The sequence below is a fragment of the Pseudomonas xantholysinigenes genome, assembly GCF_014268885.2.
Classification (GTDB): Bacteria; Pseudomonadota; Gammaproteobacteria; order Pseudomonadales; family Pseudomonadaceae; genus Aquipseudomonas; species Aquipseudomonas xantholysinigenes.
In genome coordinates this window covers 166,390-189,266 of sequence record NZ_CP077095.1, presented here as the reverse complement: position 1 = coordinate 189,266, position 22,877 = coordinate 166,390, and the positions used below count along the sequence as shown (strand labels likewise).

Annotated in this window: 23 protein-coding genes; 9 read left to right on the top strand and 14 right to left on the bottom strand. The window is 64.8% G+C overall.

What is annotated here, in order from left to right:
* The first annotated feature begins 94 nt into the window (after positions 1-94).
* Together HU772_RS00865 and HU772_RS00860 are read left to right on the top strand one after the other, a co-directional pair.
* A complete protein-coding gene (locus tag HU772_RS00865) occupies positions 95-1,438 on the top strand; it encodes an NfeD family protein (protein WP_186662037.1) in 1,344 nt (447 codons plus the stop codon).
* 3 nt (positions 1,439-1,441) lie between these two features.
* Entirely contained in the window at positions 1,442-2,194 is a 753-nt protein-coding gene (locus HU772_RS00860; protein WP_186662036.1) for a slipin family protein, read from the top strand.
* A 90-nt stretch (positions 2,195-2,284) separates the two neighbouring features.
* Here HU772_RS00860 and HU772_RS00855 read toward each other — a convergent pair whose 3' ends face one another.
* The 3 genes from HU772_RS00855 to HU772_RS00845 all read right to left on the bottom strand — a co-directional run bounded on the left by HU772_RS00855 (position 2,285) and on the right by HU772_RS00845 (position 5,754).
* Positions 2,285-2,917: a LysE family transporter gene (locus HU772_RS00855; protein WP_186662035.1), complete on the bottom strand. Its 633-nt coding sequence runs from the start codon at positions 2,915-2,917 to the stop codon at positions 2,285-2,287.
* A 339-nt stretch (positions 2,918-3,256) separates the two neighbouring features.
* Positions 3,257-3,844 carry a mechanosensitive ion channel family protein gene (locus HU772_RS00850; protein WP_186662034.1) on the bottom strand — a complete coding sequence of 196 codons (588 nt, stop codon included), beginning with the start codon at positions 3,842-3,844 and terminating at the stop codon, positions 3,257-3,259.
* The gene (locus HU772_RS00845; protein ID WP_186662033.1) at positions 3,844-5,754 is read right to left on the bottom strand and encodes an ATP-binding cassette domain-containing protein; all 1,911 of its coding nucleotides are present in this window, start codon (positions 5,752-5,754) and stop codon (positions 3,844-3,846) included. Before HU772_RS00845 ends, HU772_RS00850 begins: the two co-directional genes overlap by 1 nt.
* Before the next feature lie 50 nt (positions 5,755-5,804).
* On the opposite strand from HU772_RS00845, the gene HU772_RS00840 reads away from it, so the two are divergent.
* Positions 5,805-6,284: a TIGR02444 family protein gene (locus HU772_RS00840; RefSeq protein ID WP_186662032.1), complete on the top strand. Its 480-nt coding sequence runs from the start codon at positions 5,805-5,807 to the stop codon at positions 6,282-6,284.
* Here HU772_RS00840 and HU772_RS00835 read toward each other — a convergent pair.
* The gene (locus tag HU772_RS00835) at positions 6,260-7,318 is read right to left on the bottom strand and encodes an AlgP family protein (protein ID WP_186662031.1); all 1,059 of its coding nucleotides are present in this window, start codon (positions 7,316-7,318) and stop codon (positions 6,260-6,262) included. The genes HU772_RS00840 and HU772_RS00835 overlap by 25 nt on opposite strands.
* A gap of 224 nt (positions 7,319-7,542) precedes the next feature.
* On the opposite strand from HU772_RS00835, the gene HU772_RS00830 reads away from it, so the two are divergent.
* On the top strand, positions 7,543-8,208 hold the full coding sequence (locus HU772_RS00830; RefSeq protein ID WP_186662030.1) for an FKBP-type peptidyl-prolyl cis-trans isomerase: 666 nt from the start codon (positions 7,543-7,545) through the stop codon (positions 8,206-8,208).
* A 1-nt stretch (position 8,209) separates the two neighbouring features.
* Here the strand turns inward: HU772_RS00830 and rsd are convergent, their stop codons facing one another.
* From rsd to HU772_RS00795, 7 genes are all read right to left on the bottom strand, one after another.
* Positions 8,210-8,680, bottom strand: a complete 471-nt coding sequence (rsd, locus tag HU772_RS00825) for a sigma D regulator (RefSeq protein WP_186662029.1) — start codon at positions 8,678-8,680, stop codon at positions 8,210-8,212.
* A gap of 230 nt (positions 8,681-8,910) precedes the next feature.
* Positions 8,911-9,417 carry a disulfide bond formation protein B gene (locus tag HU772_RS00820; RefSeq protein WP_186662028.1) on the bottom strand — a complete coding sequence of 169 codons (507 nt, stop codon included), beginning with the start codon at positions 9,415-9,417 and terminating at the stop codon, positions 8,911-8,913.
* 279 nt (positions 9,418-9,696) lie between these two features.
* The gene (locus tag HU772_RS00815; protein WP_186662027.1) at positions 9,697-10,935 is read right to left on the bottom strand and encodes a heme biosynthesis protein HemY; all 1,239 of its coding nucleotides are present in this window, start codon (positions 10,933-10,935) and stop codon (positions 9,697-9,699) included.
* Entirely contained in the window at positions 10,932-12,032 is a 1,101-nt protein-coding gene (locus HU772_RS00810; RefSeq protein ID WP_186662026.1) for a uroporphyrinogen-III C-methyltransferase, read from the bottom strand. The genes HU772_RS00815 and HU772_RS00810 overlap by 4 nt, the downstream gene beginning before the upstream one ends.
* Before the next feature lie 45 nt (positions 12,033-12,077).
* Positions 12,078-12,845: a uroporphyrinogen-III synthase gene (locus HU772_RS00805; RefSeq protein WP_186662025.1), complete on the bottom strand. Its 768-nt coding sequence runs from the start codon at positions 12,843-12,845 to the stop codon at positions 12,078-12,080.
* Entirely contained in the window at positions 12,842-13,783 is a 942-nt protein-coding gene (hemC, locus tag HU772_RS00800) for a hydroxymethylbilane synthase (protein ID WP_186662024.1), read from the bottom strand. The genes HU772_RS00805 and hemC overlap by 4 nt, the downstream gene beginning before the upstream one ends.
* A 107-nt stretch (positions 13,784-13,890) precedes the next feature.
* The gene (locus HU772_RS00795; protein ID WP_186662023.1) at positions 13,891-14,640 is read right to left on the bottom strand and encodes a LytR/AlgR family response regulator transcription factor; all 750 of its coding nucleotides are present in this window, start codon (positions 14,638-14,640) and stop codon (positions 13,891-13,893) included.
* Between the two features lie 298 nt (positions 14,641-14,938).
* Here HU772_RS00795 and argH point away from each other — a divergent pair, with 298 nt between their 5' ends.
* A complete protein-coding gene (gene argH, locus HU772_RS00790; protein WP_186662022.1) occupies positions 14,939-16,333 on the top strand; it encodes an argininosuccinate lyase in 1,395 nt (464 codons plus the stop codon).
* 122 nt (positions 16,334-16,455) lie between these two features.
* Here argH and HU772_RS00785 read toward each other — a convergent pair whose 3' ends face one another.
* Positions 16,456-17,115, bottom strand: coding sequence for a glutathione S-transferase (locus HU772_RS00785; protein ID WP_186662021.1), 660 nt, complete (start codon positions 17,113-17,115; stop codon positions 16,456-16,458).
* A 147-nt stretch (positions 17,116-17,262) separates the two neighbouring features.
* Between HU772_RS00785 and HU772_RS00780 the strand changes: the two genes are divergently transcribed.
* From HU772_RS00780 to HU772_RS00765, 4 genes are all read left to right on the top strand, one after another.
* Entirely contained in the window at positions 17,263-17,562 is a 300-nt protein-coding gene (locus HU772_RS00780; RefSeq protein ID WP_186662020.1) for a hypothetical protein, read from the top strand.
* 51 nt (positions 17,563-17,613) lie between these two features.
* Entirely contained in the window at positions 17,614-17,859 is a 246-nt protein-coding gene (locus HU772_RS00775) for a TIGR02647 family protein (protein ID WP_186662019.1), read from the top strand.
* Positions 17,860-18,020: 161 nt separating this feature from the next.
* Positions 18,021-20,879, top strand: coding sequence for a class I adenylate cyclase (locus HU772_RS00770; protein ID WP_186662018.1), 2,859 nt, complete (start codon positions 18,021-18,023; stop codon positions 20,877-20,879).
* A 324-nt stretch (positions 20,880-21,203) separates the two neighbouring features.
* On the top strand, positions 21,204-22,067 hold the full coding sequence (locus HU772_RS00765; protein ID WP_186662017.1) for a PI-PLC domain-containing protein: 864 nt from the start codon (positions 21,204-21,206) through the stop codon (positions 22,065-22,067).
* A 23-nt stretch (positions 22,068-22,090) separates the two neighbouring features.
* On the opposite strand, the gene rnk is transcribed toward HU772_RS00765, so the two are convergent.
* Both rnk and HU772_RS00755 read right to left on the bottom strand, forming a co-directional pair.
* Entirely contained in the window at positions 22,091-22,501 is a 411-nt protein-coding gene (gene rnk / locus HU772_RS00760) for a nucleoside diphosphate kinase regulator (protein ID WP_011536336.1), read from the bottom strand.
* Between the two features lie 157 nt (positions 22,502-22,658).
* The gene (locus tag HU772_RS00755) at positions 22,659-22,877 is read right to left on the bottom strand and encodes a DUF1289 domain-containing protein (RefSeq protein ID WP_186662016.1); all 219 of its coding nucleotides are present in this window, start codon (positions 22,875-22,877) and stop codon (positions 22,659-22,661) included.

Here is a 22,877-nt window from a genome sequence, read left to right as displayed (position 1 = left end):
TGCACCTCCGGTTTTGCCCCCACCCTGAAGTTTAGGCCGTACCCCGGCAGGCACGACTAAACTTCAAGGACAGGTCCGCATGAGGTGACGACAGGTGATCGCCCGGCATTGGCGCGTGCTGCTGTTGTTGTTGCTCCTCGGCTTCGCCCCGGGCGGGCACGCTGCGGCCGCCGGCAATGTCTGGCTGCTGGACATCGACGATGCCATCGGCCCGGCCAGCGCCGACTACTTGCTGCGCGGGTTGGATCAGGCGCAGGCACAAGGCGCGCAATTGGTGGTGATCCGCCTCGACACCCCGGGCGGGCTGGACAGCGCCATGCGCCAGATCGTCAAGGCCATCCTCGCAAGCCCAGTGCCGGTGGCCACCTATGTCGCCCCGGGCGGTACCCGGGCCGCCAGCGCCGGCACCTACATCCTCTATGCCAGCCATGTGGCGGCCATGGCCCCGGGGACCAACCTGGGCGCGGCGACGCCGGTGCAGATCGGCATTTCCGGCATGGACGAGAAACCACCCGCCACCCGCGAGCAGGACACCCTCGCCCGCAAACAGATCAACGACGCCGCCGCCTACATCCGTGGCCTGGCACAACTGCGCGGGCGCAATGCCGATTGGGCGGAACAGGCCGTACGCGAGTCGGTCAGCCTGTCGGCCAGCGAAGCCCACCGCCTCAAAGTGATCGACCTGGTCGCCGATGATCTGCCGGACCTGCTGCGCCAGCTCGATGGCCGGACACTGACCGCCAACGGCCAGGCCATGTCCCTGAACACAGCCGATGCCCGCGTGCTGGAGCACCTGCCGGACTGGCGCACGCGCCTGTTGGCAGTGATCACCAACCCCAGCGTGGCGCTGATCCTGATCATGATCGGCGTCTACGGCCTGCTGTTCGAGTTCATGAACCCCGGTTCCGGCGTCGGCGGCGTGGTCGGCGGCATCTGCCTGCTGCTGGCGCTGTACGCCCTGCAACTGCTGCCGGTGAGCCACGCCGGGGTGGCGTTGATCCTGCTCGGCGTGGCATTCATGGTCGCTGAGGCCTTCCTGCCCAGCTTCGGCGTGGTCGGCTTCGGCGGCATCATCGCCTTTGTGGTCGGCGCGGTGATCCTGATGGACACCGACGCTCCTGGCTTCGGCATCCCGCTCGCACTGATCGTCAGCCTCGCCGTGCTGTCGGCGCTGTTGCTCGGTGGCGTGCTGGGCATGGCGCTGAAAGCGCGCAGGCGTGCCTTGGTCAGCGGCGATGCCTGGCTGGTGGGTAGCCTGGTCACGGTGGTTCAGGTACGCGCGGACAACCCGTTCTGCGGCTCGGTACAGGCCCAGGGCGAACAATGGCAGGCGCAGTGCTCGACCCCCCTGCAGCCCGGCCAGCACGTGCGGGTGACCGCCCGCCATGGCGTGACCCTCGAAGTCAGCGCCACTGCGCCCACGGCGCAAGGAGCGTAGAAGATGTTCATGCAATTCGGTTTCAGCGCCGTGCTGGTGCTGCTGGGCATCCTGGTGCTATCGGCCCTGCGCATCCTGCGCGAATACGAGCGCGGCGTGGTGTTCCAGCTCGGGCGCTTCTGGCAGGTCAAGGGCCCGGGGCTGATCATCCTGATCCCCGGCATCCAGCAGATGGTCCGGGTCGACCTGCGCACCGTGGTGCTCGACGTACCGCCCCAGGACGTGATCACCCGCGACAACGTCTCGGTCAAGGTCAACGCGGTGCTGTACTTCCGCGTGCTAGACCCGCAAAAGGCAATCATCCAGGTCGAAGACTTTCTCACCGCCACCAGCCAACTGGCCCAGACCACTCTGCGCGCGGTGCTCGGCAAGCACGAGCTGGACGAACTGCTGGCCGAGCGTGAACAGCTCAACATGGATATCCGTGAGGTACTGGATGCGCAAACCGACGCCTGGGGCATCAAGGTGGCCAACGTCGAGATCAAGCACGTCGACCTCAACGAGTCGATGGTCCGCGCCATCGCCCGCCAGGCCGAGGCCGAGCGTGAACGACGGGCCAAGGTGATCCACGCCGAAGGTGAGCTGCAGGCGTCGGAAAAGCTGATGCAAGCCGCGCAGATGCTGGGCAAGGAGTCCGGGGCGATGCAACTGCGCTACATGCAGACGCTCGGCACGATTGCCGGGGACAAGAGCTCGACCATTGTGTTTCCGTTGCCGGTGGATCTGCTCAAGGGGCTGGTGGACAAGCAGAAATAGCGGTGTGGCATTCGCGGGTACCTCACCGCTCTGAACGCAGTGATTAGCCTGTGGGAGCGGGTTTACCCGCGAATGCCCCCACGCTATTGATCAGATCGGCGCCCGGCGCAGGGTGGCGAGAAAAGTAGCAGCACCGATGAACAGTCCAGCAAAGGTACGGTTCAAGCGCTTCTGCTGCTTTGGCGTGCGCAACAGCCGCAGCACCCGCGAAGCCAGCCCGGTGTAGCCCGCCATCACCAGCATGTCGACGCTGATCATGGTCACGGTGATCGCCACATACTGTGGCAGCAGGGCCTCATGCGGGTTGATGAACTGCGGCAGTACCGCGAGCATGAACACCAGCGCCTTGGGGTTGCTGACGTTGACCAGGAAACCACGGAACACCAGGCTCAGCGGCTTGCCGATCGGCCGCACGCCGGACTCGTCGCTCATGTCCATCGGCAGCGCGCGCCACTGTTTGTAGGCGAGGTAGACCAGGTAGGCAACGCCGAACCACTTGATGACCTGGAAGGCGGTGGCCGAAGCAGCAAGGATGGCACCGACACCGGCGGCAATGATGGCGATCTGCACGATCAGACCCAGTTGCAGGCCCAGGGCGTTCCAGTAACCCCGCCAGAAACCGTACTGCAGCCCGCTGGACATCGAGGCGATCGCCCCGGCACCCGGCGACAGGCTGATGACCCAGCACGCGGCAAAGAACGCCAACCACGTTTCCATCGACATCGCACACCTCGCTCGACATTTGTTGCAAAACGTTAAGCTACGGTCTTGGCGAAAAAATAACCAGTGGTTTTTGCGTAGGTCGTGTGGCTCTTTTCGCGGTCCCGCAGGGTCTGCGCATTGCCTGTGGGAGCAACTGTCTTGCTCAATTTCTAGAATCTGGCGCGATCCGTGTGGCAGCGGGCTTGCCCGCGAACACCGGCGAAGCCGGTGCCAGGTACCGCGCCGCCTGCTTCGCGGCGGTTCGGCGCCCCGATAAACCCGCTCCCACAGGTGTGGTGCATGCCCCGAGGTCGGCGCGGTCGCTGTGTGGGTTTACCCGCGAAGGCGGCCGAACAGTCCTCAGTCAGCCTCGACACCAGCATCCTTGGCCACGGTCGCCACCTCGGTTCCACGCCAGCGCCGCACGGCCTTCTGGAAGAACTGGCTGTTCGGCACCTGCACCAGCGCCCCGCCCGCCTCCGGCGTTTCCATCAGCGTGGTGTACAGCAGGTTGATAGCAATCACCCGGCCCTTCACCCCCGGCTTGTCGAGGGTATCGACCAGTTCAACGACATCGCCGATGCGAAACGGCCCGACGGTGAAGATCAGCACCGCGCACAGCAGGTTGGACAGCACGCTCCAGATGGCGAAGAACGCCACCGCCGCCACCGCGACGAAGCCCGACAGTGCGGTCCACAGCACCGTGGCCGACACACCCAGGCGCTCCAGCACGAACAGCAGCGCGCTGCCCATGATCAGCCAGCGCAGGGCGCCACGTACCGGCACCATCAGCTCGTGCGGCAACGGGTAGCGCTCACCCAGGCTGCGCAACCCACGAGCGACCATGCGCTGCAGGACGAACGCGGCGATCAGGATCAGCAGGATCTGCAGCCCCAGCCAGAGCGTGTCCATCCATTGCCCCGGCAGCAGCGCGCGCAGTTCCTCCATCAGGACAGCGCCTCGAGCTCGGCCTGCATGCTTTCCAACGTTTCCAGGGCTTCCATCCAGGCCTCTTCAAGCTCGCCTTCGCGCTGCTTGAGCTTGGTCTGGCGGGCTAGCAGGTCGCGCAGCTCGTCCTTGCGCGAGGCGTCGTACAGACCACTGTCGCCGAGGGCTGTTTCGATCTCGGCCAGTTCCTTGTGGACCTGATTGAGTTCGGTTTCCAGCTTGTCGGCCGCCTTCTTGTGCGGTGCCAACTGCTGGCGCAAGGCTGCGGCGGCCTGGCGCTGGGCCTTCTTGTCGGTCTTGTCCGGATTCACCGGGGCAGTACTGGCCGGCGCGTTGCGCTGACGGTACTCGACCAGCCAACGGCTGTAGTCGTCAAGGTCGCCGTCGAAGGTGTCGACCTTGCCATCGGCCACCAGCAGGAAGTCGTTGGTGGTGCTCTTGAGCAGGTGACGGTCGTGGGATACCACCACCACGGCACCGGCGAACTCCTGCAGGGCCATGGTCAGCGCCAGGCGCATCTCCAGGTCCAGGTGGTTGGTCGGTTCGTCGAGCAGCAACAGGTTCGGCCGTTCCCAGGCGATCAGCGCCAGGGCCAGTCGCGCTTTCTCGCCACCGGAGAAATTGACCACCGGCTCGTCGACACGGTTGCCGTGGAAGTCGAAACCACCGAGGAAGTCGCGCAGGGTCTGCTCGCGCTCGCCGGGGGCGATGCGCTGCAGGTGCAGCAACGGGCTGGCCTTGTCGTCCAGCGAATCGAGCTGGTGCTGGGCGAAGTAGCCGACGGCAAGGTTCTCACCCCGTACCAGGCGACCGGACAATGGCTGCAGCTCACCGGCCAGGTTCTTGATCAGGGTCGACTTGCCCGCGCCGTTGGGGCCGAGCAGACCGATGCGAGCTCCGGGCGCCAGTTGCAGCTTGACCTTCTCGAGGATGGCTTTGTCGCCATAGCCCAGACGACCTTCGGACAGGTCGAGCAAGGGGCTGGAAATCTTCTCGGACTCGCGGAAGACGAAGTCGAACGGCGAGTCGACATGGGCCGCCGACAACTCCTCCATGCGCTCCAGGGCCTTGATCCGGCTCTGCGCCTGGCGGGCCTTGGTGGCCTGAGCCTTGAAGCGGGCGATGTACTTTTCCATGTGCGCGCGTTGCGCCTGCTGCTTCTCGTACGCCTGCTGCTGTTGTGCCAGGCGTTCGGCGCGGGTGCGTTCGAAGGCGCTGTAGCCGCCCTTGTAGAGGTTGAGCTTGCGCTGCTCGACGTGCAGCACATGGTCGACCACGGCATCGAGGAAGTCACGGTCGTGGGAGATCAGCAGCAGCGTGCCCGGGTAGCCCTTGAGCCAGTCTTCGAGCCAGAGGATGGCGTCGAGGTCCAGGTGGTTGGTGGGCTCGTCGAGCAGCAGCAGGTCGGACGGGCACATCAGCGCCTGGGCCAGGTTCAGGCGCATCCGCCAGCCACCGGAGAAGTCGCCGACGCGGCGGTCCATCTGCTCGTTGCTGAAGCCCAGGCCGGCCAGCAGCTTGCGCGCGCGGGCGTCGGCGGTGTAACCATCGGCGCTGTCCAGTTCACTGTGCAGGCGTGCCAAGGCGGTGCCATCGTGGGCCTGCTCGGCGGCGGCAAGCTCGGCCTGGACCTTGCGCAGGCGGACGTCGCCGTCGAGCACATAGTCCACGGCGATGCGGTCGAGGGTGTCGACCTCCTGGCGCATATGGGCGATGCGCCAGTCGCCAGGCAGATGACAGTCGCCAGCATCGGGCGACAGCTCTCCGCGCAGCAGGGCGAACAAGCTGGATTTGCCGGCGCCATTAGCGCCGATCAGGCCGGCCTTGTGACCGGTGTGCAGGGTCATCTCGGCGCCTTCTAGCAGGCGCTGCGGACCACGCTGTAAAGTGAGGTTCGATAGTCTGATCATGATGGTCGCGGAGTCTACCAGCTTCGCCGACCCCTGGCGCGAGTGAAACCATGCACACCGACCTGTGGAATCATGCCCTGGCCCTGTACGCCCGGCCAGGCGTGGAAACGGCCTGCCTGGCCCTTCAGGAACTGGGTGGCGATGTCTGCCTACTGCTCTGTGGCACCTGGCTGCAGGCCCGCGGCGTGACCGCCGATGACCAGCGGGCAGCCGCCTTGCAGGCGCTGGCCAGCCCTTGGCAGCACGATGTGGTTGCGCCGCTGCGCACGCTGCGCCGACAGTGGCGTGAGCACGCGCTGACCGACCCACAGTTGAGCGTGTTGCGCGAACAATTGAAGGACCTGGAACTAAGGGCCGAGCGTAACTTGCTGGAGCGTCTGGAAACGTTGGCGCGGGGATGGCCTGCGACAGCGGATGCTGGGCAGGATTGGCTAGCCCGGTTGGTGCCGGACCAGGCGCGGAACCACGACGCGCTGCATCAGCTGCGCGTCGCGGCCCGTGAGCTTCAGGACGCCGACGTCGGCGACTGAGCTGGGGTGGTGGTGGCTGGGGTCGCCGCGCTGCTCACCGAGGCTGGCGCAGCACCGTTGGCCGCAGAGGCAGGTTTGCTCTCAGCGGGCTTGCTGGCGGCCGGTTTGGCGGCGGCGGGCTTGGCCGGTGCCTTGGTGGCGGCAGGCTTGCTAGCCGGCTTGGCTGGAGCCTTGGCAACTGGCGCCTTGGCAGCAGCTGGCTTGGTCGCAGGCTTGGCGGCGGCAGGCTTCGCAGGCGCCTTGGCAGCAACAGGCTTGGCCGCAGGCTTAACCGCTGGTTTGGCGGCGGCAGGCTTGGCCGGTGCCTTGGCAGCTACGGGCTTGGCCGCGGGCTTGGCGGCAGCCTTCGCTGGCGCCTTGGCGGCAACAGGCTTGGTCGCAGGTTTAGCTGCAGGCTTGGCGGCAGCGGTCTTGGCCGGTGCCTTGGCGGCGGCAGGCTTGACAGCGGGTTTGGCCGCTGGCCTGGCGGCGGCGGTTCTCGCCGGAGCCTTCGCAGCAGCTGGCTTGGCCGCAGGTTTAGCCGCGGGCTTGGCGGCGGCGGTTCTCGCCGGAGCCTTCGCAGCAGCTGGCTTGGCCGCAGGTTTGGCCGCGGAGGTTTTTGCCGCCGGCTTGGAGGCACCCTTCGGTGCGGCCGCACGCGAATCCAAAGCCTTGGCAGCTGCCTCGCGCACCTTGCCGACACCCTGGGCCAACTTAAGACTTTCCTGGGCGTCACGCTTGAGTTGCTGGATATACGTGCGGGTCTGGGACTGGCGGTCCTTGAGCGAGTCGAGCAAGTCTTCAAGTTCACCGGCGGCTTTTTGTGCCTTGCCTTGCGCCTTGGCTTTACCGGCCTTGGCCGCGTCCTGCAACTTCAGGCGAGCGTTGTGCAGTTTCTCCTGTGCCTTGCCACGTTGTTTTTCCAACTTGGCCAACAGTTTCTCGGCATCCGCCAGCGCTTGAGAGCAGGCATCTTCCAAATGTTCGAGCAGGCTGCCCGAAAGTTGCTGGAGCAGGTGCAACGGCGTACTGACTGGCTTCTTTTTAGCCGACATGGTTTACCTCCTGGCTGACGAGAGTGCGGCTCATACTATGCTTCTGCTGCTACCGCCGCTAGGGCATGTTGACAGTCTCAGTAGCGCCGCGTTGCATGCCTGGGCAAAGTTGTTGTCTTGCAGCAGAAAACAAGTGTAGTTGCCCCTTAATGTATTGCGGAGATTTACACATCCTCCCGCGACAAGGCTGGCATACTTTGCGCTTATTGCCGCCGGAGTCGACCATGCCCCGCTACCTCATGCTTGGCCTGTGCCTGTTGGCGCCCCTGTCCCTGGCCAGCCCTGCAACCAGCCCCACTGAAGACGGCGACCTGGCCTACAGCATCGGCGCAAGCCTGGGTGAACGGCTACGCGCCGAAGTCCCCGGGCTGCAACTGGAGGCCCTGGTCGAAGGCCTGCGCCAAGCCTACCAAGGCGAGCCGCCGCGCATCGCCAAGTCGCGCATGCAGGCGATCCTGCAGCAACATGACGAGCAGGCCAGTGCCGCCGCCGAACAGGCTCAAGTCGACAAGATGCTGGATGCCGAAAAACGCTTCATGGCCGGCGAGCGTGGCAAGGCCGGCGTGCATGAACTCTCCGAGGGCATTCTCTACAGCGAGCTCGCCAGCGGCAGTGGCGCCCAGCCCAAGGCCACCGGCAGCGTGCAGGTACGGTATGTGGGGCGGCTGCCCGATGGCACGGTGTTCGACCAGAACCAGCAACCGCAATGGTTCAAGCTGGACTCGGTGATCGAAGGCTGGCAAGTGGCGCTGCCGAAGATGAAGGCGGGGTCGAAATGGCGCCTGGTGATCCCGTCGGCGCAAGCGTACGGCGCCGACGGAGCGGGTGACCTGATCGCACCCTACACGCCACTGGTGTTCGAAATCGAGCTGCTGGCGGTGGCCGACTGAATCAGGCCTGGAGCGCGTCCTCTTCCTTGTGCGCGGTGTGCAGCACTTCGATCAGGCAATCTTCCAGCTCGAAACGTTCGCGCAGCAGGCTGCCCAGCTTGCCCAGTTTTTCGGCGAAGCGCTCGGGGTCGGTGCACTCGCCTTTTTCGCAGTGGTCATTGAAGGCCAGCGCGATCTGGGTGCTGTCGTCAATGCGTGGATTGATCTGCGTGGCCAGTTCCAGGGCCTTGGTATCGCCAAAGGCCTTGGCTTCGCTGACCAACTGCTCGCTGACCTCGAAGTGCCAGGCCGAGACATAATCGACCAGGAGCGCGCAGAAATCGCGGTTCTTGTCCTTGTCGGCAAAGGCCGGCTTGGCATCGCGCAGGGCGCGGAAGGCTTGCACCAGCTCCTGGCGCTCCTCCAGCCAACGATCGATCAGCTTGTGAACACCGCCCCAGCGTTCCTGGGCGTTCTGGCAACTATCGAGCATGGCGATCTCTTCCCTTCTGGATAGACGCCGTTGCACCTCGCGACACAACACCGTGGCACAAAGGTGACATCAGCAAACGGCATCGAGCAGTTGTATGTTCGGTGGGCGTGCTGGGAGATTATGCCCGCGCGACCTGCCCTTCAAGGTACGCAGCAGACAAAGTTCATACAAGCGTTTAATCCCGCCCCCGACCACCGCTGGTCGAACAACGCCGCGGGCATTGCCCTGGATCAACCTGCCGCAACCTGGCGGAATCGATACGCCACCAGCCAGGACGCGGGCAGCATGGCCAGCAGCAGGAAGGCCAGCAGGCTCCATTCGGGCAGGGTCAGGTCGAGGAAACTCCAACTGATGGAGACGCACTCGGGACTGCCCAGCAAGAACCGCTGCAGGATTTCCCCAAGAGGACGCTGCATGACTTGCCCCAGCGGCAGGTGGCACCCCTCGATGGGCGACGGATCGCTCTGCAACCAAACGTGCCGCCCCGCCAGCAACGCCCCGCCCACGGCTGTCGTCAACATCAGCCAGGTATGAACGCGAGTGCCCCAAGCACGCGGGGCACGTAGCGCCGCAGCCAGGCTCGCCATAGCGTACAACCCCAGCATGAAGCGCTGGCTGAAACACAGCGCGCAGGGAATCAGGCCGACGACGGATTCGAGCCGGAACGAAGCAACCAGCACCCCCGAAGCAATCAGGAAGGCGGGAAGGTAAAAGCTGCGCAAGCAGGCCAGCGACATGGGCAAGGGGTGTCCGCGAGTCAGGGAAAAGAATGAAAACGGTAGAGGAAAGGTGCGCTTTGTATCAAGGCGCTACAGCGGGGACAAGTCGCGGAATAGGCTCAGAATAGATTCTGTGAACAGCGGGAAATTTCTGACACTGCAGCAGATACAGTCAACATTACCGCGCCAGCGCTATAGGACTGTGCGCTGTGGACATCGGCCCTGCCGGCGAACACCGGCGCAGCACCAGGTTCGCCAGCAAGGCTGGCTTCTACAGAAGGAGCATGCCCCGAGTGGTCAGGCCTGTACGCCTTCTGGCAGCGGCAAGGCCAGCAGCCGTTCGTCCAGCAGCCCCAGGCCTTCCTGGAACAGCTGGTTGCTGCGCTCCGTTTCACCCAGCCCGGCCAGCAGCCGCGCCAGCTCCGCGCAGGCTTCGGGGTTACGCTCCAGGCGCAGGCTGCTCTCTAGATAGTCGCGGGCCTTGCCCCACAAGCGATTCTGCAAGCTCAGGCGCCCCAGGGTCAGCAACAGGCTTGGATCCTGTGGGTGCTCCTTGAGCCAGCCCTCCGCGGTCTGCAGCTGGCGCGCCGGATCATCGCCGCGAACCAGGCCATACAACCGCGCCAAGTGGCTCTCGTAGCCGCGCTTGAGCGCCGCGCGCAGCACCTGTTCGGCCTCGCCTTGGGCGCCGCTCTGACGCAATTGCTCGGCATACGCCGACACCAGCTGAGGCTCCTGGCGCTGCGCCGCAGTCAATTGCTGCCAGGCACGCTCCAGTGCCTGGCGGGCGGTCTGCGGGTCGTCGCCACGGCTCGCGGCCAACCCCAGGTTCTGACCCCAGGCACGCTGTTCCAGGTCCGCCAGTTCCGCTGGCGGCAGCACCTTGTGCTTGCGCAGGTCAGGCACCAGGCGGATCAGCGCCGGCCAGTCGCCGCGCTCCAGGTGCAGACGCTGCAGCAGGCGCAGCACCTGGGCATTGTGTGGATGACGTTCCTGCATGGCCTGCAGGGCTTCCAGCGCGCCGTCGTTCTCCCCCCGGTCCATCTGCAACTGGGCATGGGTCAGGGCGATGGCCAGCTCGGCCTGGGGCTGACGCTCCAGGGCGCGTTCGAGCAGGTTGTCGCGGTCATCGACACGCCCCTGTTCATTGGCGGCACGGGCAGCGCCAAGGTAATACAGCAAGGGTTGCCGGGCAGACTCTGCGGCGCGTTGCAAGTGGCGCTGGGCGCTGGCCCAGCGGCCCTCGGCCAGATCCAGCTGCCCTTGCTCGACAGCAATGCGGGTGCGCCGGCTACGGTTGCGCCGTGACCAGGGATTGACCACGCCACTGGAGGTCAGTACCAGCCCAACCAGGTAACGCAGCACCAAAAGCAGCAACACCAGCCCGACCAAGGCCCCCAGCGCGGCCCACAGCCCCGACTGGTAACGGAAGCCGCCATAGGCGATCAGCACGTAGCCGCTGTGCTTGGCGATGGCGATGCCCAGCGCCGCGGCGATCACGATCGCCAGCACCGCCAGCAGGTAGACACGTTTCATGGCTTGGCCCCCTCGGCGGCGGCCGGCTGGTGGCGCCGTTGAATGTAGGCCTGCACCGCGGCCAGGCTTTCGCTCAGGTCAGGCGTGACCACCGACACCGGCTGTTCAGCCAGTTGGTTGAGGCTGTCGAGCATGGCCTTGCTTTGCGGATTGTCCGGGTTGAAGTTGGCCAGCAATACGCTGCGCGCATCGTCCAGGGCCTGGGCATAAACCTTGCTCTCACCGTTGAGCGCCGCCCACTGGGCTTGCTCGATGGTCAGGCTCAGGGCCAGGCGCAGCTGGTTGAGCGACTGCCCGGACAGCAACGGACGCACATTGTCGTCGGCGTTGAACTCGATCTGGAAGTACTTGGAAATCTCCGCCCACCACTGCGACCAGCGGCTGGCACCGTCGCCATCGGCGGTCAGCGCGCCCAGGGCATCGGCCTTGCCGTCGAACTCCGGCGACTGGGCGCTGAGCTGCTGGACCTGTTCGCGCTGGGCGGCCAGCTTGAGGAACAGGCCAGTGCGGTCTGGCTGCTGGGTACTGGAAAGGGTCGCCAGGCTGCGCGCCAGCTGTTCCCGGGCGGCGAAAGCCCCCGGATCGCTTTGCTCACGCAGAATTTCGTCGGCGCCTTCGACCAGCGCCTTGGCGCTGGTGATGTCCTGCAAGGCCGACAAGCGCAGGGTTGCCAGGCGCAGCAGGTGCTCGGCCTCGGCCAGGCGCCATTCCTTGCGGCTCTCGCCGAGCACGGTCTCCAGGCGTTGGCTGAGGCGTTGCTGATCCCCCTGCAACTGCGCCACCAGGCGCCGACGGTCCTCCAGTTCGCTGGCCGCCGGGAGGCTGGCCAATTGCGCTGTGAGCTGCTGCTCGCGCTGCTGCAGGGCATCGGCGCGCTGGTTGAGGGCCTGCAGATGCTCGCCCTGGCCTTGCTCGCTGCCTTGCAGTTGCCGTACCTGCCAGACGCCCCAGCCGCCAACCGCGACCCCGGCGGCGCCCAGCAGCAGCGCGAGCAGCGCCAGGCCGCTGCCGGAACGTCGGGCGGGCATGACGGTGGTGGTTTCTGGCGTCTCGGGCGCCTTGGGCTGTTCGGTGTGGGACAAGACAGTTTCGCTCACGTATCCATCCTTTGCAGGGTGCGCATCGCTCTGCAGCTTAGCGCCTTAAGGGGCAGGTACAGCGGTTCGCTGCACGGCTGCCAGCAAGGCCGCGGCACTGGCGCCGCGGCAGTCCACAATCTCTCGCGCACCCAGCGCGCGGGCCTGGTCGGCCACCCGCGGGCTGGGCACGAACAGCGGCAGGCACGACAGCCGTGGCCAATCTGCGCCTGCCAACTGGTGCAGGTGTTCAAGCCCCTGCCCACTGCTGACCACCAGGCCGTTGAGGCGTTCCCCTACGACACGCTGCACCAGGGTGCCAGCCGGGTAATGCGGCAGGCTGCGCCGATACAGTTCCAGATAATCGACACTAGCACCTTGCTCGGCAAGACGCTCGGCCAGCAGTTCACGACCTCCCTCGCCTCGGACGATCACGACACGGGCAGCAGGAAAACCAGCAGCCTCGCGCAAGGCAGGCAGGCAAAGCAAGGCTTCACTGTCGTCACCAACGGCCGGGAAAGTCACCAATAGTCCGCGCGCCTGCAGGACCCGCGCCGTGGCCTCCCCCACCGTGAACCAGCCCGCAGGCGGTGGTGCGATAGCCGCGCGATCCAGGGCATCCAGCAACAGGCGGGCTGCCGGCTTGCTCACCACGATAATCGCCCGCGCCTGGCCGAGGGCTTGCAGGCCAAGCCGTTGCGCAGGGCCTTGCTCGAGGGCCTCGATCGCCAGCAACGGCAGGCTCGCACTGGCAATGCCCGCCTCTGCCAGGGTCTGCGCCAGTGCCGCGCAATCCTCTTCGGGGCGGGTCAGCAACAGGCGCCAGGGGCTCACGGATGGCCGGCCTCGCCATAGACTTCCTTGAGGATCGCCTCGGCCCCCTGGGCCAGCAAGTCCTCGGCGACCTGGACGCCCAGGGTTTCGGCAGCGCCACGCGGCGCACGGGCGTCAGCCACCAGCAGCGTGCCACCGGACGGTTGCCCGACCAGGCCGCGCAGCCACAGCTGCTCGCCTTCGAGCACCGCGTAACAGGCAATCGGCACCTGGCAACCACCATTCAGGCGCTTGTTCAGGGCGCGCTCAGCCACCACGCGGTCGGCAGTGTCGATGTGGTGCAGCGGCGCCAGCAGGGCGTGAATTTCACGGTCGGCGCTGCGGCACTCGATGCCCACGGCGCCCTGGCCGCCGGCCGGCAGGCTGTCGTCGACACTGATGCTGGAGGTGATACGGTCTTCGAAGCCGAGGCGAATCAGCCCAGCGGCGGCGAGGATGATGGCGTCGTACTCGCCGGCATCGAGCTTGGCCAGGCGGGTATTGACGTTGCCACGCAGGAAGCGGATCTCGAGGTCAGGGCGACGGGCCAGCAGTTGGGCCTGGCGACGCAGGCTGGAGGTGCCGACGATGCTGCCGGCCGGCAGCGCCTCCAGGCTGTCGTAGGTGTTGGAGACGAACGCATCACGCGGGTCTTCGCGCTCGCAGATGCAGTACAGGCCCAGGCCCTCGGGGAAGTCCATGGGCACGTCCTTCATCGAATGCACGGCGATGTCGGCCTCGTTGTCCAGCAGCGCGGTTTCCAGTTCCTTGACGAACAGCCCCTTGCCGCCGATCTTCGCCAGCGGCGCATCGAGCAGCTTGTCACCACGGCTGACCATGGGCACCAGGGTAACCAGCAGACCTGGATGGGCCTGCTCCAGGCGGGCTTTGACATATTCGGCCTGCCACAGGGCCAAGGCACTTTTACGGGTGGCTATGCGGATTTCGCGAGTGGACATGGAACGCACCGAACCAGGGAAATACCGCCGATGATAACAGTTCCTCCCGGTGTTCCCGCAGATTCAGATCAGCAAACACGATCCTTGGCCAGCCCGCCACCACACCCTCAGTGCAGGGATTGCATCATCTTGCGCACCCCAGCCACATGCCGTCGGCTGACCGTGAGGGCATCGCCGTCGAGCCCCTTCAGATAAAGCTGGAAATGCCCTAAAGGCGTGCGCTGCAGGCGCTCTATGCGCTCGCGGGCGACCAGCGCGTTGCGATGGATACGCACGAATCGCTCGCCGAATTCGTCTTCCAGCGCCTTGAGCGGCTCATCGAGCAGCACCTCGCCGGCCTCGTGGCGCAAGGTGACGTACTTGTGATCGGCAATGAAATAGATCACCTGGGGCAGCGGAATCAGCTCGATGCCCTTGCGGGTACGGGCGCTGATATGGCTGCGCGGGCCACCGCCGGTGTCACCGGCCGGGCGGGTCAAGGCCGCCAGTTGCGCCCGATTGGGTTTCTCGGCTCGGCGCAGGGCGTCGCGCAGCGCCTGGGCCTGGATCGGCTTGTCGACATGGCTGAGCGTGCTGTCCTTGAAGGCCTGGCTGCCATATTCATCATCGCCGGTGCAGAACACCACCGCCGGCGGCGCTTCGCGCTCGCACAGGCGGGCGGCGACCTGCAGGCCATCGAGGCCCGGCATGCCGATATCCAGCAGCACCACATCGGGCTTGAGGCTTTCGATCAGGGCCAGGGCTTCCTCGCCGTTGGTGGCGCTGGGCTCCATCACGGTATAGCCCTCCAGCTCGCCAAGCAGCCGGCTCAGGCGCTCACGGGCCAGGGGTTCATCGTCAACGATCAGGACATTCATAATTGCGCTGGATTCCTGAGTGAGTCTCGCACGGGTATAGCGTAGACAAGTGTGGGATGACCGAAATGCGGTCACGCTACAGACCGGTGCGAAGGCCAAAGATTCACTGGGCCGGCAGATTCACCGCCAGTCCTCTGTCCAACTGTAGACGGTCCGTGGAACACTGCCGTTCAATCGTTGAATATGCCGCGCCCCCGGCCCTAGGACGTTTCTCACGACCAGCGCCCCCTGCGGCGGCAGGCGCAACCCTGCTATGATCGCGGCACTTTTCCCGTTCACGCCTTCAACGAGTGAATCCATGAGCACCGACAAGACCAATCAGTCCTGGGGCGGCCGCTTCAGTGAGCCCGTCGACGCCTTCGTCGCCCGTTTCACCGCCTCGGTCGACTTCGACAAGCGCCTGTACCGCCACGACATCATGGGTTCGATCGCCCACGCCACCATGCTGGCGCAGGTCGGCGTACTCAGCGACGCCGAGCGCGACACCATCATCGACGGCCTGAAGACCATCCAGGGCGAGATCGAGGCGGGTACCTTCGACTGGCGCGTCGACCTCGAAGACGTGCACATGAACATCGAAGCGCGCCTGACCGATCGCATCGGCATCACTGGCAAGAAGCTGCACACCGGCCGCAGCCGCAATGACCAGGTGGCCACCGATATCCGCCTGTGGCTGCGTGACGAAATCGACCTGATCCTGGCCGAGATCACCCGCCTGCAGCAGGGCCTGCTGGAGCAGGCCGAGCGCGAAGCCGAGACCATCATGCCCGGCTTCACCCATCTGCAGACCGCTCAGCCAGTGACCTTCGGCCACCACCTGCTGGCCTGGTTCGAGATGCTCAGCCGCGACTACGAGCGCCTGGTCGACTGCCGCAAGCGCGCCAACCGCATGCCCCTGGGCAGCGCCGCGCTGGCCGGCACCACCTACCCGATCGACCGCGAGCTGACCTGCCAGCTGCTGGGCTTCGAAGCCGTGGCTGGCAACTCGCTGGACGGCGTTTCGGACCGTGACTTCGCCATCGAATTCTGCGCCGCCGCGAGCATCGCGATGATGCACCTGTCGCGGTTCTCCGAAGAGCTGGTGCTGTGGACCAGCGCGCAGTTCCAGTTCATCGACCTGCCCGACCGCTTCTGCACCGGCAGCTCGATCATGCCGCAGAAGAAGAACCCGGATGTACCGGAGCTGGTACGCGGCAAGAGCGGCCGCGTGTTCGGCGCCCTGACCGGCCTGCTGACCCTGATGAAAGGCCAGCCGCTGGCCTACAACAAGGACAACCAGGAAGACAAGGAGCCGCTGTTCGACGCCGCCGACACCTTGCGCGATTCGCTGCGTGCCTTTGCCGACATGATTCCGGCGATCAAGCCCAAGCACGCCATCATGCGCGAAGCAGCCCTGCGCGGCTTCTCCACCGCCACTGACCTCGCCGACTACCTGGTGCGTCGTGGCCTGCCGTTCCGCGATTGCCACGAAATCGTCGGCCACGCGGTGAAATATGGCGTGGACACTGGCAAGGACCTGGCCGAGATGAGCCTGGACGAGCTGCGCCAGTTCAGCGACCAGATCGAGCAGGATGTGTTCGCGGTGCTGACCCTGGAAGGTTCGGTCAACGCCCGTAACCACATCGGCGGCACCGCGCCGGCGCAAGTACGTGCGGCTGTTGTTCGCGGCAAAGCCTTGCTCGCTTCGCGCTGAGCCATATCGCGGGGGCTGCGCCCTCGTTCGCGGGTAAACCCGCTCCCACAGGGATTGTGTACATCCCCTGTGGGAGCGGGCTTGCCCGCGAATGGGCTGCAAGGCAGCCCCCTTTTCAAATCTCAGCGCTTGCTCTTGATCATTTCGACGAACGCCGGCATCGCCGCGTCCTTGTCCGCCACGATCCGCGCCATATGCGGGTTCTCACCCAACAACTGCAACAGCGCCTTCGCTTGCGGAAAGTCCGCCAGGAAGTCGATGTTCAGCACCTTCTTGCCTACCGCGCAGGCCAGGTCGACCGAGAAGCAGAACATCAGGTCGGCGATGGTCAGTTGTTCACCCGCCACAAAGGGCTGGAAACGCCCATTGCGCTTGAGGGTGGCAAAGCCCGCCAGCAGGTCCGCCCGCGCTCGTTCCTTGATCAGCGGCTCCACCGCCGCGCCGAAGAACGCCTCGGCGTAGCAGGTTCGCGCCGGCAACTCGATATACAACTCGATCTCCCGCAGCAGCTCGCGCACCTTGGCCTGGCCGAAGGCGTCGGCCGGCAGCAATGCCTTGCCTGGCTGGGTCTGCTCGATGTAGTCGAGGATCACCCCGGTCTCGCTGATAAAACCCTGCTCAGTCTCCAGCACCGGTACCTTGCCGCGTGGGCTGACCGCCAGGGCCTGGGGTGTCTGGCCGCCGAAGAACGGTACCTCCTCGAAGGGCAATCCTTTTTCCAGCAGCGCCAGCTTGACCATGTTGTAGTAGTTGCTGACCGCGAATCCATGAAGCTTGAGCATGTGAGGCAGCCTCCAGGGCCGTGTGGGGTTGGCCCGGCTGTTATAGCCCCGTTGCCCGGCCCTGGCCAGTGCCATGCGTGTCGTCGATGGCCGGGCATTGCCGGGACAGGCATGGCACACTGTGCGCCTCACCACAGGAGTACCGCCATGAGCGAGCCCACCGATATCGACAACGACGACGAGGCCTTCGCCGAGTCGACCCTCACCCAGGCCATCGAGAACCAGATCGAAAGCGGTGAACCCCCAGCGGCCAAGGCCACCTTCAACAAACTGAGCCTGGTCGGCTACGAACGTGAAGACATCCTCAACCTCATGGCCCATGTGCTGGCCATCGAGATCGACGCCATGCTCGACGAGGACCGCCCGTTCAACACCGAGTGGTACGAAACCGCGCTGCGCGCCCTGCCGGAGCTGCCACCTGAGGCGGATCAAGGCGACATCGAGTAAGCCCGTCTACACTCCTGACTTCCATCCTTGTCTCGAAGTCAGGAGTTGCCCATGTCCTTCACCCCGGAACTGATCGCCGAACTGGAAGTGCTTGCCTTGTTCAATCTGGACAGCCACCAGGAAGGCATCAAGGTTGGCAGCAGCGCCTCCCCGGCCCTGATCGCCGCCGCCCAGCGCCTGTACGACAAAGAGCTCACCGACCAACCTGATGGTGGCTACCTCACCAGCCTGGGCAATGACGCCGCCGAAAGCGTCCAGTTACTCCTGAGCATCCTCAAGACGCCACAGCCGGCCTGATTTCGCCGAGCCCGCCCTCACGCCCAGTGGGAGCGGGCTTGCTCCGCGACGGCGGCAAACGAACGCTGTAAATCTGGCGTCAAAAAGCCATCAACCCCTTATCCGACCGCACCACTCAGGCTAAACTCGCCATTGCTCCCCCCGGCCCGCCTGAGTGCGCAATGAACCACCCCCATGAAATCCGCCCCGATCTCGACCAAGGCATCGACCGCAAGGAGCTGTCCAAGCTGCGTGCGCGCTTTCTCAAGATCAACCAGGGCCGCCTTGACCGAGCCATGGAGGGGTTGTCCACGCGTCAGCAGCAGGTGCTGACGCTGTTGCCGTTGTTCTTCCACGTCAACCACCCACTGCTGCCGGGCTATGTCTCGGGCGCCACCCCCGCCGGCGTGTCCGGTTTCGAACCCGACAGCGACCTGCTGGCCGAGGCCCAGCGCCTGACCCGCTCGTTCACCTACAAGGCCCGCCATGGCAACCCGCCACAGCCCATCCACGGCCTGTTCCTGATGGGCAGCCTGGGCTCCCTGGCCCAGGCCGAGCAGAGCGACATGGACCTGTGGGTGTGCCATGCCCCCGACCTGGACGAACAGGCCCTGGACGAACTGCGGCGCAAATGCCAGTTGCTCGAGGCCTGGGCCGCCAGCCTCGGCGCCGAGGCGCACTTTTTCCTGATCGAGCCCCAGGGCTTCGTCCAAGGCGAGCGCGACGGCCAGCTTAGTTCGGACGACTGCGGCACCACCCAGCACTACCTGCTGCTCGATGAGTTCTACCGCACCGCCATCTGGCTGGCCGGGCGCACGCCACTGTGGTGGCTGGTGCCGGTCTATCAGGAGCACAACTACCAAGGCTACACCCAGACCTTGTTGTCCAAGCGCTTCATCCGTGCCCAGGATGGACTCGACCTCGGTCACCTGGCGCATATTCCCCCCGGTGAGTTCGTCGGCGCCGGCCTGTGGCAGCTGTTCAAGGGCATCGACTCGCCGTACAAATCACTGCTCAAACTGTTGCTCACCGAGGTCTACGCCAGCGAGCACCCCAACGCCCGCTGCCTGAGCCTGGACTACAAACAGGCAGTGTTCGCCAATCACCTCGACCTTGATGAGCTGGACCCTTATGTCATGGTCTACCGGCGCATCGAGCGCTACCTGCAACAGCGCGGCGAAACCGCGCGCCTGGAGCTGGTGCGCCGCAGCCTCTACCTGAAGGTGAACAAGAAACTCAGCGACCGCAGCCGCAGCAACGGCTGGCAACGCCAGCTGCTGGCACGCCTGGCCGCGGAGTGGGGCTGGGACGAGCGCCAGTTGGCCCTGCTCGACAGCCGGGGCCAATGGAAGGTACGCCAGGTGGCGGTGGAGCGCCGCGAGCTGGTGGCCGAACTCAACCACAGCTACCGCTTCCTCACCCAGTTCGCCCGCCAGGAGCGAGCCGACAGCCGGGCGGACCAACGCGACCTCAACGTGCTCGGGCGGCGCCTTTATGCAGCCTTCGAACGCCGGGCCGGCAAGATCGAAGTGATCAATCCGGGTATCGCCCCGGACCTGGCCGAAGACACCCTGACCTTGGTCCAGTCCCCCAATCGCAAAGAGCCTGGCAGCCACCACTGGGGGCTGTACAACGGCAACCTGGGCGTCCACGAATGGGAACACTTCAGCCCGATCAAGCGCTGCCGCGAACTGCTCGAACTGCTCACCTGGGCACACCGCAACGGGGTGATCGACAGCAGTACACGCATCGCCCTGCACCCCGGCGTCAGCGATCTGAGCGAATTCGAGCTGTTCAACCTGCTCGGTGCCCTGCAACAAGGCATCCCCCTGCCCCTGGACACGGTCAGCGAAGTCCGGCTGCTGCAGCCGAGCATGGCCGATGAAGTGCTGTTGTTGGTCAACGTCGCGGTCGACCCGCTGCGTCACCACCGCGACCTGAACATCCTGATGACCACCGAGCGCACCGATTCGCTGAGCTACGCCGGGGTGCGCGAGAACCTGGTGCTGACCCTCGACCAGATCACCCTGAACAGCTGGAACGAAGTGCTGGTCCAACGCTACGACGGCGAACATGCGCTGGTACGCTGCCTGCGCGATTTCCTCAATAGTCTCGGCCAGCGCAGCCACCGCCCACGCGTGCGGGTGCGCTGCTACTGCCACAACCGTGCCCAGGCTATCAGCCAGCGCGTCGAGGAAATCTTCGACACCGCGCAACTGCTGCTCGACCAGCAACTCGACCATCGCTACCTGCTACAGGTGGCCCAGCACACCCATGTGCTGGAGCTGCATCCCGGCCAGGTCACCCTCGCCACCTTCGAGCACCACGAGCAGATCCTGGCCGCGCTTGGCGAGGAACGTGACCACTACAGCCCGCTGCACCTGGATGGTAACGCCCTGCAAGATGGCGACTTGCCTCTGGTCCTGGCCCAAGGCCAGGCGCACGCCATCCAAGTGTTCTACCGCCTGCTCGACGGCTGGGCCGACCTGTATGTGCTCGATGAACACAATGCCCTGTGGCAACAGCGCCTGCCACTACAGGATGAACGCCATTTGCTGCTGCCGCTGCAGCGGTTCCTGCACTCCATGCTGACACGCCGTGATACCCAGTTGCCGCTGGACAGCCTGCCACAGGCCACGCTGGAGCCATGCTACAGCCAGCTGCTGCCGTCGGGTGCTGGCAAGGCCCGTGTCATCGAGCCTCGTCAGGCACCCATCGATAGTCACAACCAGCCCTACTACGAGGTCCAGGCAATCCTCCAGGCCGGCGTGGGCGATGAAGTGCACGTTACGCTGTACTGCGACCAGCAGGAGTTTTCCCAGCTGGAGCACGGCGAGCAACTGTATGCGGTCGTCGCACAGCAGATCCTGCGCCAGCGCCGGGGCGCCGGCAGCTACCGCGGCTACATCACCGACCTGGACCTATCCGAGCTGCTGGGCGACGAACAAGGTTCGACCAGCCTCTACCTGCGCTACAAGAGCCAGCTGGAGCAGGCGCTCAACGATGGCCTGGAACAGTTGCAGGCCATTCTGGAGCCCTGAGGCTGTTTCCCCTTTAGGAACAGCCCTTTCAAGGTGTTGAGAATTGGCGTCCGACTTAGACTCGCCGGGGTCGCTTTGCGACCCTTTCCGACCGGTCCGACGCCTCGGCAAGGCCGCTCCTACAGGTGACCGTGCCGTCCTGTAGGAGCGGCCTTGTGTCGCGAAAGGGCTGCAACGCAGCCCCGGCAATCTTGAATTGAAGCGGCCACATCCGAAAAAACGCAAAGACCTTGAAAGGGCTGCCCTTTAGGAACTGCTTCCGGCTGCCTGGAGCTGATTTGTAGGAAGCATGCTGCGCGCTCCCCACCTGATGAGACGCGCAACATGAGCAATGAAAACTGGATGGGCAAGCACCCTGAGCTGGGACGCCTGCGCATCGACCAACTGATTTTGCCGGGTAGCCACGACTCCGGCATGGACAAGCAAGCACCGAACTACAACTTTCGCCAAGAAGTCACCCAGGACGTCCCCTGCCTCGCCCAACTGCGTGGCGGCATCCGCGTACTGGACCTGCGCGTGCAAGCACACCGGTCATTTCGTCCCGATCAGCCAGAACGCTACCAGCTGTACCACCTGAAGTCCTCGGGGCGCACGGTGCTGGGCGATGTGGTCATGGCCTTGGAGACGTTCTACCGGAACCCGGCCAATGCCAAGGAAATCGTCATCCTCGACTTACATCAGTTCGATGGATTCAGTAACGAGGAGCACAGCCGCCTGCAGGAACTGCTCGAAAAGCACCTGAATAAACGAATGATCGACTACAACCTGCGCGACCTAACGTTGGATCAACTGTGGCAGCAACGCCCAGGCAAGACGGTGGTCATTGCCTACAACGGGCCGTCATCCGACCGATACTGGCGGGGCGTTGCACATGGCTGGATCGGTAGCAACACCCCCAGCACCACGAAACTGAAGGCGTTCATGGACGAATGGGCGCAGAAGCGGAAACAGCAGCGTCGCCTGCCCCTGAGTTCGATCCAATGCGCCAAGTACAACAAGCTGTTTTTCACCCCGGACGACTTCAGCGACAAGATTGACGCATGGTTCGAGTCCAAGGACATCAACAGCTACATCCAGAACTTCCGGATCATCAACACGGACTGGTCGCTACGCAGCCGTATCGTCGATAACTGCATCCATGCCAATTACACACTTGCCAAGGACCAGCACAAGCGGGCGCTCGGCTAGGTCCATGGAGCCGTGTCCACACCTCAGAGGTCGAAGTCGCCCGCCGCCTCCGGTTGGTATTCAACCGCCAGCAGCTCAAGCTTGAGGGTCTTGCCACCCGGAGCCGGCCAGTCGATCTGGTCGCCCACCGACAGGCCCAGCAGCGCGCAGCCAATCGGCGCGAGGATCGAGACATTGCCTTCCGGCCCGGCATCCTTCGGGTAAACCAGGGTCAGGTGGTAGTCCTTGCCACTGGCGATCTCGCGGCAGTGCACGCGGGAGTTCATGGTCACCACACCAGCGGGCACCTCCTCGTGACCGACCACCTGTTCGGCACGGTCCAACTCGTCCTGCAGGGCGAGCACACCCGGGGTGCTTTCATCGAGGCTGTCGAGCAGGCGCTCCAGACGCTGCACGTCCAAGCGGGTGAGGATGAGGGAAGGCTTGGTGCTCATGATCCAGTCAGACTCCTTTGAACCAGCGGTTTTCCACAGGCAGATAAAGCAAAACCCCGCCCAAGGGCGGGGTTTGCAAAAAGCGTTTGGCGTCAGTGACGCAGAACCTGACACTACCACAGCCGGGCAAATACTCAAGCCCACACCTTCGCTGGGGCTATCGCTGCATCCGGACTCTCAAGGCCAGCGCCTCGTGGCAGATTTGCCGGCGCCGCGCATCGTCCGCCGAGCGCCACTCGCGAATATGCTCGACGTGGCGATGGCAACCGGTGCACACCTTGTGCTCATCCAACCGACACACATTGATACAAGGTGATGGCACCGCGGGGCTGACATTACTGTAGAGCGGCTTCGCTGGCCGTGGCTGGACGCTCAT